Here is a 14,371-nt window from a genome sequence, read left to right as displayed (position 1 = left end):
TAGAAGCGGTGCACCAGGTCGCGCGTGATGATGCTCTCGGGCAGGGGCTTGCCGGCCGCGTCGCTCAATTTGTAGGGCGCGTTGGCCAGGCCCGTGATCTGGTCTTCCTTGATCAGGTAATCGATGCCGCCGATGTTCTGCTGGTTCGGCACCAGGCCGCCCCAGATCTTCGGCAGGGTGGCCAGCGGCTTGCCGTCGCGGTCCAGCTGCTGCGCCTGTTCCGGCGTGACGGCGGACAGGGGCGCGCTGGTGCCGGGGAAGTTGGCGAACAGGTTGTTGAAGCTGCGGTTTTCCAGGTAGATCACCACCACGTTCTTGACGTGCGCCTTGAGTTTCGCGTCGAGCGAGCCCTTGGCGATGGTCTTCCTGGCTGGCGCGGCATCGGCCAGCGCGGGCAGGCTGGCGGCCAGGCCGACTGCGGAAGCAGCCTGGAAAATGCGCCGGCGCGAGGGATTGGCGGGTTGGTCGGCCGGATCGGCTGGCAGGGCGGGGGCGAGGTCCTTCACACATTCTCCTTGGGTGTCTCTGTGGCACGGGCCGGTATCGCTGCCCGTGAAGCGGAAAATTGTATCACCGGCCCCTGGATAAAGTGAAATATTCGCCCCGCGCCTCCCCAGCCGATTCAGGACATCAGAACTGGTAGCGCACGCTCAAGGCCACCTTGCGCGCCGGGCCATACATGCCCGAGTACCACCAGTCCGACACCGACGCCGTGTACTTCTTGTCGAACAGGTTGGCCACGTTGACGCTGGCCGACAGCTTGTCGCTGACGTCGTAGCGCGCCATCAGGCTGGCCACGGAGTACGCCTTCTGTTCCCAGTGCAGGGTGCGCTCGATCTGCCACGCATCGATGTCCGAATACACGCGGCTTTGCCAGTTCACGCCGCCGCCCACGGTCAGGCGCTGCAGCTCGCCGGGCAGGCGGTAAGTGGTCCACAGTTTCACCAGGTGGCGCGGGAAGGTGGTCTGGATCGCCTTGCCCGTATTGTTTTCCGTCTGGCTGTACGACCACGACGCCGACACATTCCAGCCTGGCGCGAGGGCGCCCGTCGCTTCCAGGTCCACGCCCTGGGTCTTGGCGCCCTTGATGGTGCGGTTGGCGGGATTGTTGGTGCCTGGCACGGTATAGCCCGGGTCCGATTCGGCCAGGTTGCTCTGGCGGATCTGGTACAGCGCGGCCGAGGTGTTCAGGCGGCCATCGAACCAGCCGCTCTTGATGCCCGCTTCGTAGGTCTTGCCCGAGCGCGGCGCCAGCAGCTTGCCATGGCGGTCTTGCGCGGCCTGCGGCTGGTAGATGGATGAATAGCTGGCGTAGAGGCTGTGCGTGGCGTCGATGTCGAACACCAGGCCGCCGTACGGCGTGAAGACGCGGCTTTCCGACGCCGGGGACTCGCCATAAAATGATACGGCAGGCGCATCCGAGATGTAATTCTCGCTGTAGCGCAGCACCTTGGCGCCGGCGATCAGTTTCAGGCGCTCGGACAGGTTCAGGCGCGTGGCGGCATAGGCGCTGGCCTGGCGGCGCGTGCTGTCGTAGGTGACGAAGGTATCGCCAAACACGGGTGCTGCGATGCGGTTCCAGCTGTACAGGTTGACGGGGGTCTGCTGGATGTCCTTGTCGAAGCGGCCGTCGGTCGTGCTCTGGAAGTCGTTGTAGTCCATGCCCAGCACCAGCTCGTGCTGGCGGCCGAAGGCGCTGAACGGACCGCGCACATTGACGTCCACGCTGTTGACCTTGAGCCGGTAATCGCGGTAGTCGCCGTTCAGCATCAGGCCATCGCCCGTGGCCTGGTCGGGAAAGGCGCTGCTCACGCTCATGTAGACGGCGCGCTCTTCCTGCGACGACTGCACGCGGTTGGCCGAGATTTTCAGCTTCCAGTCGTTCGCCAGCGCGTGTTCCAGGGTGGCGAAGACGTCGGTCGAATTGCTGCCGAAGCGGTTCGATTTGGCGGCCGGGCTGAAGGAACGGGGCAGGTCCGTCATCTCGCCATTGCTGTAGAACAGGGGGAAGCCCAGGTAGGACAGCGACCCCTTCGAGCGGTTGCGCTGGTGTGTCACGCCGGCCGTCAGTTTCGTTGCGGCCGACAGGTCCGCTTCGATCACGCCATACACCACCTTCTTGTCGCGGCTATAGTCGTCGATGATGCTGTCGGCTTCCTCGTACAGCGTGACCAGGCGGCCGCGCAAGCTGCCAGCCTCGTTCAGCGGGCCGGAAATGTCCGCCACGCCGCGCCGCTCGTCGCGGGAAGCCAGTTCGCCCTCGACCGAGGCCTGGAACTGCGCCGTCGGCTTCTTGCGCACCATGTTGATGGCGCCCGAGGCGTCGCCGGCGCCCGTCATCAGGCCGGAGGCGCCGCGCAGCACTTCGATGCGGTCGTACAGCGCCATGTCGGCCAGGCTTTGCGACGGAATCGCATTGAGGCCCAGGTTTTCCGAGTGCGTGTTGACGCCATCGAGCTGGTAGTTGGTGATCGCATAGCCGCGCGAGGTAAAGCCGGAGCGTTCGCTGCCCAGCGAGAACAGGGTGATGCCCGGTGTCTGCGCCATCACTTGCGCGATGGTGTTCAAGCCCTGGTCCTGCATGCGCTGCTGCGTGATGACGCTGACCGATTGCGGCGTTTCCCTGATGGACAGGCCCAGCGGCGTGGCCGTGGCGATCGGCAGGGGCGAGACGTACGCGCCCGAGCCTTCGGTGGCATCCTGCTGCGCCTTGACCGACACTTCCGGCATCATCGACAGTGCCTCGCCGCCCGCCGTCGCATCGGCCGGGCGCAGCACGTAGCTGCCATTGGCGCTGCGCTCGGCCTTCAGGCCCGTGCCGCGCAATACGCCGTTCAGGGCGGCCAGCACGTCGTGGCGGCCCGCCAGGCCGGAGGACGTCTTGCCGCGCGTCTGCTCCGGCGTGAAGCTGAGGATGACCCGCGACTGGCTGGCGACCTGGCGCAGCGCAGTGGCCAGGACGCCCGCGGGCACCTGGAAGTCGAGGCTGGCCGCTGCCGCGCTTTCCTGCGCCAGCGCGGGCGCGGGCATGGTCAGCAGCAGGGCGGAACCGACGAAGACGAGCTGGATGGCACGCGCCATGCGCGTGCGCGGCGGGCGTGGCCGGGATCTGGAAGACATAACTGGAGACATGGTTACCTTGTGTTGGAGTCGTCAAAAAGTACGTTGCCTACACAGGTCACGCGAGAAACGGAAACGGGTAAGTTTTTTTGCGGCGCACGCCCAATATTTTTTCAGCGCTGCTGGCGCGCTTCCACCTGCACCCAGTAGCGCGTGCGCAGGCGCACGTCGACGGGCAGGGAATCGGGCAGCGACAGCAGGACCGCATCGAGGTCGGCCAGCGGGAAGACGCCGGAGATGCGCAGCCCGGCGACGGCGTCGTCGCAGCCGAGCAGGCCGTGGCGATGCCGGCTCAATTCATGCAGGAAGTCGCGCAGCGGCATGGCGTCGGCCAGCAGCAGGCCCTGGCGCCAGGCCCAGATGTCGGAGGTGACGGCGTGCGCGGGCAGGATGGCCTGCGCCGTCATGCCGCCGCCCTGGCCCGCGTGGACGAGCAGCGTGCCGTCGCCCTGGCGCGGCGTGAGCCTGACGGCGCCTTCCTCCACGGCGACCGTCGTGCTGCTGTCCGCCTGGCGCACCGAGTAGCGCGTGCCCAGTGCCTGCGCGTGGCCATGCGCCGTCTCGACGAGGAAGGGACGGTAGCCTGCGCCCGTTTCGCGGGCGGTGGCGACGAAGATTTCCCCCTGCACCAGTTGCAGCAGGCGCTGCGTGCCCGTGTAGCGGACGTTGACGGCGCTGGCGCTGTTGAGGTGCAGGCGGCTGCCATCGGGCAGGGGCAGTTCGCGCCGCTCGCCCACGCCGGTGGACAGGTCGGCCAGCGCGGCGCGGACGAAGCCGGGCGCGTGGTCCGGGCGCGCGCCGAACCAGCCCGTGACGCCGATGCTGGCGAGGCACGCCAGCAGCTGCAGGCTTTTGCGGCGCGAGGCAGGGCGGGCCATGGGGCCTTGCAGCAGGGCCTTGCGGCTGGCCTGGGCATCGAGTTCCCGCAAGCCGCCGCTGACATGCTCGATATGGCTCCAGGCCCGTTCGTGATCCGGGTGCGCCTGGCGCCAGTGCCGCCAGGCCGCTTTTTCCGCCGGCGTGGCCTCTCCGCTCATCAGCGTGGTCAGCCATTCGGCCGCCTGCATGGCGATGGCCAGGTCGATGGGCTGGCCGTGGGCATAGACTGTCGCGCCGCGCATCTCAGGCCGTGGCAAAATCGGGCACGGCAAAAAAGCACAGCAGATTGGCCTTGCTCAGGTATTTTTTGACGGAGTGCGTGGTGGTGTCCAGTTCGGCGGCGATCTCGGCATAGCTCATGCCATCGAGGTGGGCCAGCAGGAAGGCCGCCTTGGCCTTGCCTGGCAGCCGGTTCAATGCGCGGTCGACCAGCTGCAGCGCCTCGAGCACGATGCTCAGGGTTTCCGGCGAGGGCACGCACGCCTGCGGCGCGTGCAGCAGGGCGTCCAGATAGGCGCGTTCGAGTTCCTCGCGGCGGCAGTGGTTGGCCAGCAGGCGGCTGGCGATGGTGGCCAGGAAGGGGCGCGGCTGGATGATGGCCGCGCTGCTGCGCGCGACGAGGACCTTGATGAAGGTATCCTGCGCCAGGTCGCCGGCCAGCCCCGCGTCGTGCAGGCGCCGCTTCAGCCAGCGCAGCAGCCAGCCATGGTGCTCGGCATACAGCGCTTGAAAGTCGGATGGCGGAGAGGGAGCGGACAGCATGCGCACTGCTTAATCTAAATGAGAATTGTTCTCATAATAGCGCAGCGGCGCGCGGCAGGCAATCGGGGAAGACGCGGCGTTGCTGAAATGCGACTGCGCATCCGTGCCGCGCGGCAGTGGCTTTGCGCTGCCGCACGGCAGATGTAAAAGTTTCCTGAGCGCAAGCTTGCATGTGAGAAAATGCGGGCTGTCGATGCAGCGCGGAGCGAAACATGATGTGGATGGTTGGTGGTGCCCTGGTTCTCCTGGTCGCCAGATTCTTATGGTTGGCTTATTTTCATCGTGTCAACGCGATGTCGCGCCAGGCGGAAATGATGAACTGGCTCGACATCGGCCGCGTGTCGAATGCGAATGGCGGCAAGGATATTTTGCTGGCGAGAAATGAGCGTGGCGCCAGGATCGACTGGCGCACGGGCGAAGTGTGGCTGATGAATCCGAAAGTGGTCGAGCCGTTTGCCGATTTCCTCGCCGTCGAGCGCTGGCTCACCTTGCGCGACGTGGTACCGGCGGCCAAGCCGGCCGAAGCGGCGCCTGCACCAGCCGAACCGCCGTCCGAGCCGCTGCCGGAACCGGGACCCGTGCGCGACAGCCTGCCCGCCTTCCAGCAAAAGGTCGATGACTGCCTGGCGAAGGCGGAGGGCGGTCAGGAGTTGCTGGAAACGAAACAGGCGTTCGAGGCGGGCAGCGATGCCTATCTGGCAGCGTCGACGGAATTGAGCCAGGCCGCGCTGGAACTGGACGTGTCGCCAGCCATGGTCGCCACCTTTCACATCAGCGCGCTGGCCGCCCTGGCCGAGACGACGGGCGCCGACAAGCTCGAGCGAGTGGCGGCCAGCCTGCACGCGGCGGCCAGGCAGATCAGGGCGACGGCCGCAGCGTAGGGCGCGGTCCCGGCCTGGAATGCAAAAAACCGCTGCCTCCCTTGCAGGAGACAGCGGTTTTTCAGTATTGGTTGCGGGGACAGGATTTGAACCTGTGACCTTCGGGTTATGAGCCCGACGAGCTGCCAGACTGCTCCACCCCGCAGGCGAATTATATACCAGTTTGCTGCGCTGCGGGAATGATCTTTGCCCAGCCTGTCGCATCGCTCATTTTTGCAGGAAAACGGCGGCCGTTCCCTGGCGCGTAAACGGCGTGCCCAGCCGGACTTCCTTGCCGCGCAGTTCGTAGGGCAGGAAGGTGATCACCGAATAGCCATCGCGGTGGTCGAGCGCCACGGCGATGGCATCGGACTGGCTGCCGGATGCGGGCAGGGGGACGGTGGCGTCATACACGAGGGCGGTTGCCTTGAATTGGCCCTCGGCGGCGCCTTGTTCCAGGCTCTCCTGTATCCGCTTGATGATGTCGGCAGGCAGTAGTCCGGGCGCGGATGGGCTGACGGGCATGAGGACAAAGTCGTCGTTCTGCTTCAGGGCCGCGCCGATGGGGAGGAACTGGCCGCGCCTTTCAAGTTGCAGTTTGGCGAGAGGGACGATGAACTCCTGCAGATACTCGGCATCGCGCCGGGCTTGGGACTGGGCCAGAGCCGTGGCGGAAAGGAGCAGGGCGAGCAGCAGGCAGCCGGCGCGAAGTGCGTTCAAGGTGTCGCTCTCGTGAATTAAAAGGAGCAATTTAACATGGCCGCCTGGCTTGGGCCAGAATGAAAAAAGCCGCCGACTCTCTTTCAAGAATCAGCGGCTTTCCGGTATTGGTTGCGGGGACAGGATTTGAACCTGTGACCTTCGGGTTATGAGCCCGACGAGCTGCCAGACTGCTCCACCCCGCAGGCGAATTATAGCGGGGTTTGCTGCAATGCGCAATGGCTGGGTTTCCAGTCCCGTTTTCAGTCCCGTTTCCGGTCCCGGTGCGCCTCCCGTGTCAGGCGGCGGTCAGGCGCCACAAGGATGTCACTTCCTGCGAGCGGGCCGCGTGCAGGCTGTCCGTGGCGTCCTGTGCGCGCGGATGCGTGGGTTTCACGTCCAGGCGGTCGACGACCTTCAAGCCCGCTTGCGCGATCCACTCCAGCAATTGCGCGCGCGGGCGCAGGCCCAGGTGTTCGGCCAGGTCCGATAAAATCAGCCAGCCTTCGCCGCCTGGTTCCAGGTGGCCGGCCAGGCCGGCGAGGAAGCCGCGCAGCATGCGGCTGTCCGGATCGTAGACGGCATATTCGATGGGCGAACTGGGGCGGGCCGGCAGCCATGGCGGATTGCACACGACCAGCGGGGCGCGCCCGGCGGGGAACAGATCGGCCTGCACCACCTCGACCTTGTCGGCCAGGTCCAGGCGGGCCAGGTTTTCGCGCGCGCAGGACAGGGCGCGCGGGTCCTGGTCGGTGGCGACGATGCGTTCGATGCCGCGCTGTGCCAGCACGGCGGCCAGCACGCCCGTGCCCGTGCCGATGTCGAAGGCCAGCCTGGCGCGCGCAGGCAGGGGAGCGTCGGCCACGAGGCCCACGTATTCGCCGCGCACGGGGGCGAACACGCCGTAGTGCGGGTGGATGCGCTGGCCCAGGGCCGGCAGCTCCACGCCCGTGCGGCGCCATTCGTGCGCGCCGATCAGGCCCAGCAGCTCGCGCAAGGAGGCGATGAACGGTTCTTCGCCACGGCCATACGCTTCATTGCAGGCCAGTTTCACGTCCGGCGCGCGGCGCAGCGGGACCGTGTAGTCGGCATCGAACGGCAGCAGCAGCATGGCCAGGGTGCGGGCGCGCTGCGACTGGGCCTGGCGGTGCAAATGGAACGCTTCCGTGGCGGTGGGTTCGGGTTTCGCCAGCTTGGCGGCCTTGGCCTTTTTACTCGGCTTGTCGTTCTTGTGGTCGGCGCGCCGCGCCAGCGCCTGCAGCAGCTGGCGCGCGTTCTGGAAGTCGCCGCGCCACAGCATGGCCGTGCCTTCGCAGGCCAGGCGGTAGGCCTGGTCGGCCGTCGTGCGGTCGTCGGCGATGACGACGCGCCTGGGCGGCGGCATGCCGCTTTCCGAGCGCCAGCGGGCCGAGTGCTCGGCGCCGTTTTCGCTCCAGTGGATCTGCGGATGGACGGTAGGTGAAGAAGTGTCGGACATGGATTTCAATCGATAGAAGGTGGGCGCGCGGCATGGTCGCCTGCGCAGGCCGTCTTCTATTATACGTCGCTGCCCGTGCCGCCAGTGCTGCTTGAGCTGTCCGTGCCGTAGGCGGCGGCCACTGCGCGGGCGCGCGCCTGCGCCTCGGGCGCCGCATCCGCTGTCTTTTTGCCGGCGTCCGAGGCGGTGTCCGGCTGCACCAGCTTGAGCAGGCGCAAGCTCAGGCTGCCCGCCTGGTCGCCTGCATTGCCGCTGGCGCTAGCGGACTGGCTGTCGAATATGCTGCTTTGCAATTGCTGGCCCAGCAGCTTGAACAGGTCATTCAGGTTGCCGCCGAAGTGGGCGTCAGGCAGTTGTTTGGCGGGCACGGTGTCGCCATCTCCGGACGCCGCTTGCGGCGTTTCGCCTTGCGCTTGCGCAAATGCCCCCGCGCTGATGCTCGATTGATATTGCACTTCCACTTCGAAGTCGAAGGTCTGGCCATCGGCCGTGGTGATCTTGCCCTTGCCGATGAAATGGGCGTTTTCATCGAGGCTGAAGGCGGCCGCGCGGCTGCTGCCGCCCGCGCCCGTGACGCTGGCGCTGCCACTGCTGAAGCTGGAACCGGCCTGCAGGTCGACGGAATCGAAGGCAACCTTGGCGCCGTCGCCGAACAGCTGGCGCGTCATGGTGGAGAGAAAATCCTGCGCCACGTCGACGGTGGCGTTGCCCAGCGCATCCGTACGCCGGGACAGCCCCTGGGCCGACAGGTCCAGGCCGTTTTTGGACAAGGCCACCACGTCTTGCGCCGTGCGCTGCATCAGGGGCGACGCTGCCAGGCCAGGCGTGCCCGTCCCCGTTTTGGGCGGCGTTTGCCCTGCCAGGGTGTTGGCGGCAGGCTGGCGCGAGCCGGAGGTGAGGGCGGGAAGCTGGGACATGGTCGATTCAAAATGAGCGAAGTACCATCATTAACGGCAGCTGACGCCCATTCTTTAACCATCAGTGGTGGTGCGACCAGCTACCGTCCGCCGATTCCAGGTAGGACTTGACGGCATCGGCCTGGCCCGTGGCGTGGCGCTTGAGTTCGCCGCATGCGCAAATGCCCTGGTAGGGCTGGATATGCGAGCAGGCGGAGACTTTCTGCAGGTAGACCTGCATGGATTTGTGACATTTTACGCACTTGAAGGTGAGGCTGCGGGCGGCTTTCATGGGTTTCCTTGAACTGTTGCGGGGCGTGGAGGGTATTTACGCGAAGGCCGGGATTTTAACGCACTCCGTCCACCGTTACACGTTGTTGCATCTGCGCCACGCGCAAGTCAACTGAATCCGTGCCGTGACGTTGAACGTATATGGGAGGCCGTCTGGCATCCATTGAAGAGGTAGCACCATGGACAAGTGTGACAAGCAGCAGCCTGTACAACCTGGCAAGGAATTGGTCAGGAAATGGTTGAAAGCGGAGCTGGAACAGCGCCGGCCCCCGCCCGACCCCGAGCAGATCCGGCGCGAACTGGGCTGGGACATGCTCAGGCTTTGCCGGGAACCCCTGCCGCGCTGATGCTGGCGCGCCCGCTGGCTTCCCCTAACGCACCGTCACCACGCTCTTGCCGCCGGAACCGGGCTGCACGAGGATACGGGTGGCGATGCGCTCCGTCATTTCCTGCACGTGCGAGATCACGCCCACCTTGCGGCCCATGGCCTGCAAGCCGTCGAGGGCATCCATGGCCACGCGCAGGGTTTCCGTATCCAGGCTGCCGAAGCCCTCGTCGATGAACAGCGACTCGACGCGCACCCGGTTCGACGACAGCGAGGCCAGGCCCAGCGCCAGGGCCAGCGAGACGAGGAACGATTCGCCGCCCGACAGCGAGTGCACGGAGCGCAGCTCGCCGCCCATGTCCTGGTCGCGCACCATCAGGCCCAGCGACGGATTGTTCGGATTGCCGATGCGTTCGAGCTGGTAGCGGCGCGCCAGGTGGCTCAGATGGGCATTCGCATAGCCGAGCAGCACTTCCAGGGTGAATTGCTGCGCGTAGTTGCGGAATTTCTTGCCGTCGGCCGAACCGATCAGTTCATTCAGGCTGGCCCAGCGCCGCTCGACGACGGCCTGCGCCTCGATCTGCGCCAGCATGGCCTGCGCGCCGTGGCGCCTGGCGTCATCCTGCGCGATGGCCAGGCGCAGGCGCGTCGCTTCCTCGTTCGCCGCCTGGCGTTCCTGTGCCAGCGCGTCGAGCGCCGCGTGCAGCGCGTCCACGTCCGTTTCCAGGCCGGCCGGCGGCTGCGCCAGGTGCGCCGCGTGCTGCTGCCGGCGTTCGGCCAGCACGGAGACGGCCGCCGTATGGCCGTCCGCGATCAGCTGCAGGGCAGCGCGCTCGGCGCGCATGGCGTCCATGGAGACGGCCAGGCGCGCGCGCAGCGCGTCGAGCGTGGCGGGCGCGTGGCCGGCGTGAACCTGCTGGAACTGCTGCAGCCAGTCCTGCAGGGCCGCTGCGGCGCGCTCTTCCTGCGCGCGCAGGGCGGTCAGGCGCTGCGACAGCTGGGCGCATGCCTCATCGAGGCGCGTGCGCTGCTGGCTGGCCGTTTGCGCCGCCGTTTGCTGCTGCGCCAGTTGCACCCTGGCTGCGGCGACAGCGCTTGCCAGCGCGCGCTCGATGTCGGCCACGGCCTGGCCTTGCCATAGCGCGTTGCGTTCGGCCTGCAGCGTTGTCAAGTGCTTGTCGAGGGCGGCGTATGCCGCATGGGCTTCCTGCGCCAGTTGCCGTGCCTTGCCGGCGGCCAGCGTGGCGCCATCCAGCTGCGCCGCCAGCGTTGCCAGCGCGTGGTGGCGCTTGTCCTGATCCGCCTGCTGCTTCAGCCAGTGCCGGCTTTCCGTTTCGCGCGCGGCGCGGAAAGCTGCCGGGCCGGCGCGCCAGCCGTCCTTCCAGTCTTCGGCGCCATCCGCGTCGGCAAACGCGCCATCGAGCTGCGCCAGCAGGGCATCGAGCGCGCCGCGCGCCGTCTCGCCCTTCTCGGCGTGGGCTGCCTGCTGCGCCTGCAGCTGCGCCAGCCGCGTCTGCGCCTCGGCGACGCTGGCCGTCCAGCGGGCATGGTCGTTCGATGCCAGTTCGTGCGCCGCCTGCGCCTGGTCGCGCCGCGCGCCGGCCTGGCGCAGGGCCGTTTCCTGCTGTGCCAGCGCCTGCAGGCCGGCCGCATTCGCCGCCAGCTGCTGCGTGAACCAGTCCGCGCGCTGCGCCGGGGGCGGCAGCTGCAGGGAGTCCGCATGCGGCTGCCATTGGGCGTCCAGGAGCGCAATGGCGGCCGGCAGGGCCGCCAGTTCGGCCGCCGTCTGCGCCTGTTCGCGCGCGTATGCGGCCAGCGCCGCCCTGTGCGCTGCCAGCCGTTCCACATTGCCGCGCAAGCCGGCGCGGCAGGCCAGCACCTGGTCCTGCAGGCTGGCCAGCATCGCCTGCAAGGCGTCGTCGGCGTGGCTGTACGGGTGTTCCAGCGCACCGCAGACAGGGCAGGGCTGGTCTTCCTGCAACGTGGCGCGCAGCTGTTCCACGCTGGCCGCGCATGCCGCCTCCGCCCCCTTCAGCGATTTCTCCGCCTGCGCCAGGCTGGCGTCAAGCAGGGCCGTCTGCGCCGCTGCCGCCGCCAGCGCGGCGTTTTCCGCCTGCGTGGCTTGCGCCAGCTGCGCCGCCGTAGCTTGCCAGTGCGCCAGCGCTTGCTGCTGGCGCGACAGTTCGCTCCAGGTTTTTTCCGCACCCGCCAGCAGGCGCGCGTGCGCCTCCAGCTGGCCGCGCTGGTCTTGCAGGTCCTGGCCATCGATGGCGTGCAGGGCGGCCAGCGCATCGCGCCGTTCCGCGTCGCGCGTCGCCAGCGTGGCGGCGGCGCCGGCCAGCGCCTCGTGCGCCGCCTGCGCGGCGTCGCCGCCCTGGCGCAGCTGCTGCGCCGACTGGGCCAGGCTGGCGTCGGCCGCATCGGCCTGCGCGGCAGCCTGGCCGGCCTGGGTGAACAGCTGGTCCCACAACTGCCATTTTTCGGCCAGCAGCTGCGTATGCCGGTGGGCGTCCAGCCACTGGCGGCCCGTTGCCTGTTCCGCCTGCAGGGCCTGCTGGCGCTGCTGCACGTCCTGCAAGGCGGCGCGCGCCGTTTCGTCGGCCCGGTCGGCCGCCAGCGCGCCGTCCTGCGCCTGGCGGTGCGCGGGCAGGTGCGCCGCGATGCCCGCGTCGAGCGCCTTGGCCTGGTCCAGGAGCGGCGCAGCGTCGCGCAGTGCCGCTTCCTGTGCCTGCAGGGCGGCCGTGGCCTGCTGCACGCCGCCGGCCAGCTGCGCTTCGGCGGCGACGGCTTGCGCCGCCTGGAGCCGCGCCGCGCCCAGCGCCGTGCCGGTGCCGGCGATGTCGTCCGCCAGGCGCGTCACCTCGTCGGCCAGGGGACGGGCCGGCTGCAGCAATTCCCACTGCGCCAGCGCCGCGCGGCGCTCCTCGGCGGCCGCGCGCTGCGCAAGCGCGCCATCGAGCGCCTCTTGCGCCGCCGCCACCTGCGCATGCAGCTTGTGCGTCTCCTGGTGCCAGCGCTGCTGCTGTTCCAGCACGGCCTTGCGCAGGTCGAGGGTCTGCAGGACAGCCTCGGCGGCCACGCCCAGCGCCTGCGTTTCGGCCCGTTCTTCCGGCGACAGGGGGCGCTGGTCGGCCAGCTTTTCGCCCAGGCGTTCGAGCAGCTGTTTTTCCTTCTTGGCCCGCTCGAAGGCGCGCATGGAAATGTCGGTGTACATGCTGCTGCCCGTGAGGGTCTCGAGCAGCTCGCCCCGTTCATTGTCTTCCGTTTTCAGGAAGGTGGAGAACTCGTTCTGCGCCAGCAGCACGGCGCGCGTAAACTGGTCGAAGGACAGGCCGATGCGCTTTTCGATTTCTTCCTTGACTTCAGTCTTGGTGCCGCCGATGGGCTGCAGCGCGGGCAGCTGGTGCAAGCTCATGGCCGTGGCCTGCAGCGCGCCTTCGGCCCTGGTGCGCGAGCGGCGCACGCTCCAGCGCGCGCGGTAGTGGCCGCCGTCGTTGCCGACGAAATCGACTTGCGCGTAGCCGTCCGGCGTGCCGCGGCGCAGCAGGGTGCGCGTATCCTGGGCGTTGACGGTTTCCTTGCCCACGTCGGGCAGGGCGTTGCGCCCCAGTACCTTGAGCAGGCGCGGCGTGGCGTCGTACAGGGCCAGGCACAGCGCGTCGAGCAGGGTGCTCTTGCCCGCGCCCGTGGGACCGCTGATGGCGAACAGGCCGGCGGACGCCAGCGGCTCCTGCTGGAAGTCGACTTCAAATTCGCCGGCCAGCGAGGCCAGGTTCTTACCGCTGATTTTCAGGATTTTCATGGATCTTCAGGTGCGAAAAGGTCAGGCGCCGGGCAGCAGCAGTTCGGCCAGGGCCGAGAGGAGTTCGGGCGGCGCATCCTTGGCGTATTTTTGCTGGTACAGCAGGCGGAAGATGTCGTCCGGCTGCAGCTGGCCCAGCTGGTCGAGGGTCATGCTGTCCGGCGCGCTGGCGCGTGCGGCGCTCGACGTCTCGATCTTCGCCAGGCGCACGGGTTTGCCGTCGAGGGCCGTCTCGATGCGCGTGCGCAGGCCCGGTTCGGGCGCGTCGAGGCGCACGCGCACCTCCAGGAAGGGCTGCGCTTCGGCCGGAGCGTCCGGCACGTCGAGAGCGGCCAGCCGTTCCAGCACTTCGGCCAGCGGCGCCGGCGCGGCGGGCACGCGCAGGAGGGGCACGGCGCGCGGCACTTCGATGACGCGCACCTCGCGCAGCTGCTCGCCATCGATGTCCAGGCACAGCACCTGGTGGCGGTAGTTTACTTCCGCGAAGGACAGGGGAATGGGGCTGCCGCAATAGCGGATATGTTCCTGCCCGCCCACGGCCTGCGCCTTGTGCAAATGGCCCAGCGCCGCATACGCGATGGCGGCATCAAAAATCCCCGATGGCAGCATTTCCGTGCCGCCGATGACGATGCGCCGCTCGGAATCGTTCGACATTTCGCCGCCCACCATGTGGCAATGCCCCATGGCGACGATGGCCTGGCCGGGCTGGCGGCGCGCCAGCGCCAGGTCCGCCAGCTGGCGGTACAGCAGGGCGATGCCGCCCAGATAGGCGTCCTGCGCGTCGCCGGCCGGCAGCTTGGGCACGTCGCCGGGGCGCAGGAAGGGCACGGCCAGGCACCAGGCCTGGACCTGGCCGTCGCTGCCCGTCAGCGGCAGCAGCAGGCGCTCCAGGTCGATCTGGCCATCCTCGTCGCGCAGCACATGGCCGATGACGTGCGTGCCGTGCGCGGCCAGCAGGGGGCCGGGCGCTTCGAGCCGGCCGGCCGAATCGTGGTTGCCCGCGACGACGACCAGCTGCAGCGCGGGCAGGCGCGCGCGCGCCTGCTGCAGGAACACGTACAGCTGCTTTTGCGAGGCGGCCGACGGGTTGGCGTTGTCGAACACGTCGCCCGCGACGAGCAGCACGTCGACCCGCTCGGCCACGAGGGTGTCGAGCAGCCAGTCGAGGAAGCGCTGGTGTTCGTAGCCCCGCTCGTAATTGTGCAGGGTCTGGCCCAGATGCCAGTCGGAAGTGTGCAGCAGGCGCATGGTGGGGCAAGT

General features: G+C 68.0%; 12 protein-coding genes and 2 tRNA genes. 2 read left to right on the top strand and 12 right to left on the bottom strand.

What is annotated here, in order from left to right; genetic code table 11:
* The 4 genes from EBS11_RS17020 to EBS11_RS17005 all read right to left on the bottom strand — a co-directional run.
* Window positions 1–506: alkaline phosphatase family protein (locus EBS11_RS17020; RefSeq protein WP_290604691.1), on the bottom strand; the 506-nt coding region annotated here is incomplete at its 3' end.
* A 124-nt stretch (window positions 507–630) separates the two neighbouring features.
* Entirely contained in the window at window positions 631–3,081 is a 2,451-nt protein-coding gene (locus tag EBS11_RS17015) for a TonB-dependent siderophore receptor (protein ID WP_290604689.1), read from the bottom strand.
* Window positions 3,082–3,233: 152 nt separating this feature from the next.
* Window positions 3,234–4,241: a FecR domain-containing protein gene (locus tag EBS11_RS17010; RefSeq protein ID WP_290604687.1), complete on the bottom strand. Its 1,008-nt coding sequence runs from the start codon at window positions 4,239–4,241 to the stop codon at window positions 3,234–3,236.
* Window position 4,242: 1 nt separating this feature from the next.
* Window positions 4,243–4,761 (bottom strand): sigma-70 family RNA polymerase sigma factor, encoded by a 519-nt coding sequence (locus EBS11_RS17005; RefSeq protein ID WP_290604685.1) that lies wholly within the window; start codon window positions 4,759–4,761, stop codon window positions 4,243–4,245.
* A 311-nt stretch (window positions 4,762–5,072) separates the two neighbouring features.
* On the opposite strand from EBS11_RS17005, the gene EBS11_RS17000 reads away from it, so the two are divergent.
* Window positions 5,073–5,642: a hypothetical protein gene (locus tag EBS11_RS17000; protein WP_290604683.1), complete on the top strand. Its 570-nt coding sequence runs from the start codon at window positions 5,073–5,075 to the stop codon at window positions 5,640–5,642.
* 68 nt (window positions 5,643–5,710) lie between these two features.
* On the opposite strand, the gene EBS11_RS16995 is transcribed toward EBS11_RS17000, so the two are convergent.
* From EBS11_RS16995 to EBS11_RS16970, 6 genes are all read right to left on the bottom strand, one after another.
* A tRNA-Met gene (locus tag EBS11_RS16995) sits at window positions 5,711–5,787 on the bottom strand.
* A 62-nt stretch (window positions 5,788–5,849) separates the two neighbouring features.
* Entirely contained in the window at window positions 5,850–6,341 is a 492-nt protein-coding gene (locus EBS11_RS16990) for a hypothetical protein (RefSeq protein ID WP_290604682.1), read from the bottom strand.
* 108 nt (window positions 6,342–6,449) lie between these two features.
* Window positions 6,450–6,526, bottom strand: a tRNA-Met gene (locus tag EBS11_RS16985).
* Between the two features lie 92 nt (window positions 6,527–6,618).
* Entirely contained in the window at window positions 6,619–7,797 is a 1,179-nt protein-coding gene (locus EBS11_RS16980; protein WP_290604681.1) for a class I SAM-dependent methyltransferase, read from the bottom strand.
* A gap of 59 nt (window positions 7,798–7,856) precedes the next feature.
* Window positions 7,857–8,714: a hypothetical protein gene (locus tag EBS11_RS16975; protein ID WP_290604680.1), complete on the bottom strand. Its 858-nt coding sequence runs from the start codon at window positions 8,712–8,714 to the stop codon at window positions 7,857–7,859.
* A 61-nt stretch (window positions 8,715–8,775) separates the two neighbouring features.
* Window positions 8,776–8,985 carry a hypothetical protein gene (locus EBS11_RS16970; protein ID WP_034755039.1) on the bottom strand — a complete coding sequence of 70 codons (210 nt, stop codon included), beginning with the start codon at window positions 8,983–8,985 and terminating at the stop codon, window positions 8,776–8,778.
* A gap of 178 nt (window positions 8,986–9,163) precedes the next feature.
* Between EBS11_RS16970 and EBS11_RS16965 the strand changes: the two genes are divergently transcribed.
* Window positions 9,164–9,331 carry a hypothetical protein gene (locus tag EBS11_RS16965; RefSeq protein WP_290604676.1) on the top strand — a complete coding sequence of 56 codons (168 nt, stop codon included), beginning with the start codon at window positions 9,164–9,166 and terminating at the stop codon, window positions 9,329–9,331.
* A 24-nt stretch (window positions 9,332–9,355) separates the two neighbouring features.
* On the opposite strand, the gene EBS11_RS16960 is transcribed toward EBS11_RS16965, so the two are convergent.
* Window positions 9,356–13,111, bottom strand: a complete 3,756-nt coding sequence (locus tag EBS11_RS16960) for an AAA family ATPase (protein ID WP_290604674.1) — start codon at window positions 13,109–13,111, stop codon at window positions 9,356–9,358.
* A 21-nt stretch (window positions 13,112–13,132) separates the two neighbouring features.
* Window positions 13,133–14,359: an exonuclease SbcCD subunit D C-terminal domain-containing protein gene (locus EBS11_RS16955; protein ID WP_290604672.1), complete on the bottom strand. Its 1,227-nt coding sequence runs from the start codon at window positions 14,357–14,359 to the stop codon at window positions 13,133–13,135.
* Window positions 14,360–14,371: the final 12 nt, after the last annotated feature.

Origin of the sequence: Janthinobacterium sp. (assembly GCF_009923995.1) — a bacterium.
Classification (GTDB): domain Bacteria; phylum Pseudomonadota; class Gammaproteobacteria; order Burkholderiales; family Burkholderiaceae_D; genus Janthinobacterium.
This window is presented reverse-complemented; position numbering and strand designations above follow the sequence as displayed.

What these genes read in the sequence shown, in the direction of transcription:
- EBS11_RS17015 (WP_290604689.1), bottom strand. Translation starts at nt 3,081, where the DNA reads ATGGCGCGTGCCATCCAGCTCGTCTTCGTCGGTTCCGCCCTGCTGCTG.
- EBS11_RS17010 (WP_290604687.1), bottom strand. Translation starts at nt 4,241, where the DNA reads ATGCGCGGCGCGACAGTCTATGCCCACGGCCAGCCCATCGACCTGGCC.
- EBS11_RS17005 (WP_290604685.1), bottom strand. Translation starts at nt 4,761, where the DNA reads ATGCTGTCCGCTCCCTCTCCGCCATCCGACTTTCAAGCGCTGTATGCC.
- EBS11_RS17000 (WP_290604683.1), top strand. Translation starts at nt 5,073, where the DNA reads ATGATGAACTGGCTCGACATCGGCCGCGTGTCGAATGCGAATGGCGGC.
- EBS11_RS16980 (WP_290604681.1), bottom strand. Translation starts at nt 7,797, where the DNA reads ATGTCCGACACTTCTTCACCTACCGTCCATCCGCAGATCCACTGGAGC.
- EBS11_RS16975 (WP_290604680.1), bottom strand. Translation starts at nt 8,714, where the DNA reads ATGTCCCAGCTTCCCGCCCTCACCTCCGGCTCGCGCCAGCCTGCCGCC.
- EBS11_RS16970 (WP_034755039.1), bottom strand. Translation starts at nt 8,985, where the DNA reads ATGAAAGCCGCCCGCAGCCTCACCTTCAAGTGCGTAAAATGTCACAAA.
- EBS11_RS16965 (WP_290604676.1), top strand. Translation starts at nt 9,164, where the DNA reads ATGGACAAGTGTGACAAGCAGCAGCCTGTACAACCTGGCAAGGAATTG.
- EBS11_RS16960 (WP_290604674.1), bottom strand. Translation starts at nt 13,111, where the DNA reads ATGAAAATCCTGAAAATCAGCGGTAAGAACCTGGCCTCGCTGGCCGGC.
- EBS11_RS16955 (WP_290604672.1), bottom strand. Translation starts at nt 14,359, where the DNA reads ATGCGCCTGCTGCACACTTCCGACTGGCATCTGGGCCAGACCCTGCAC.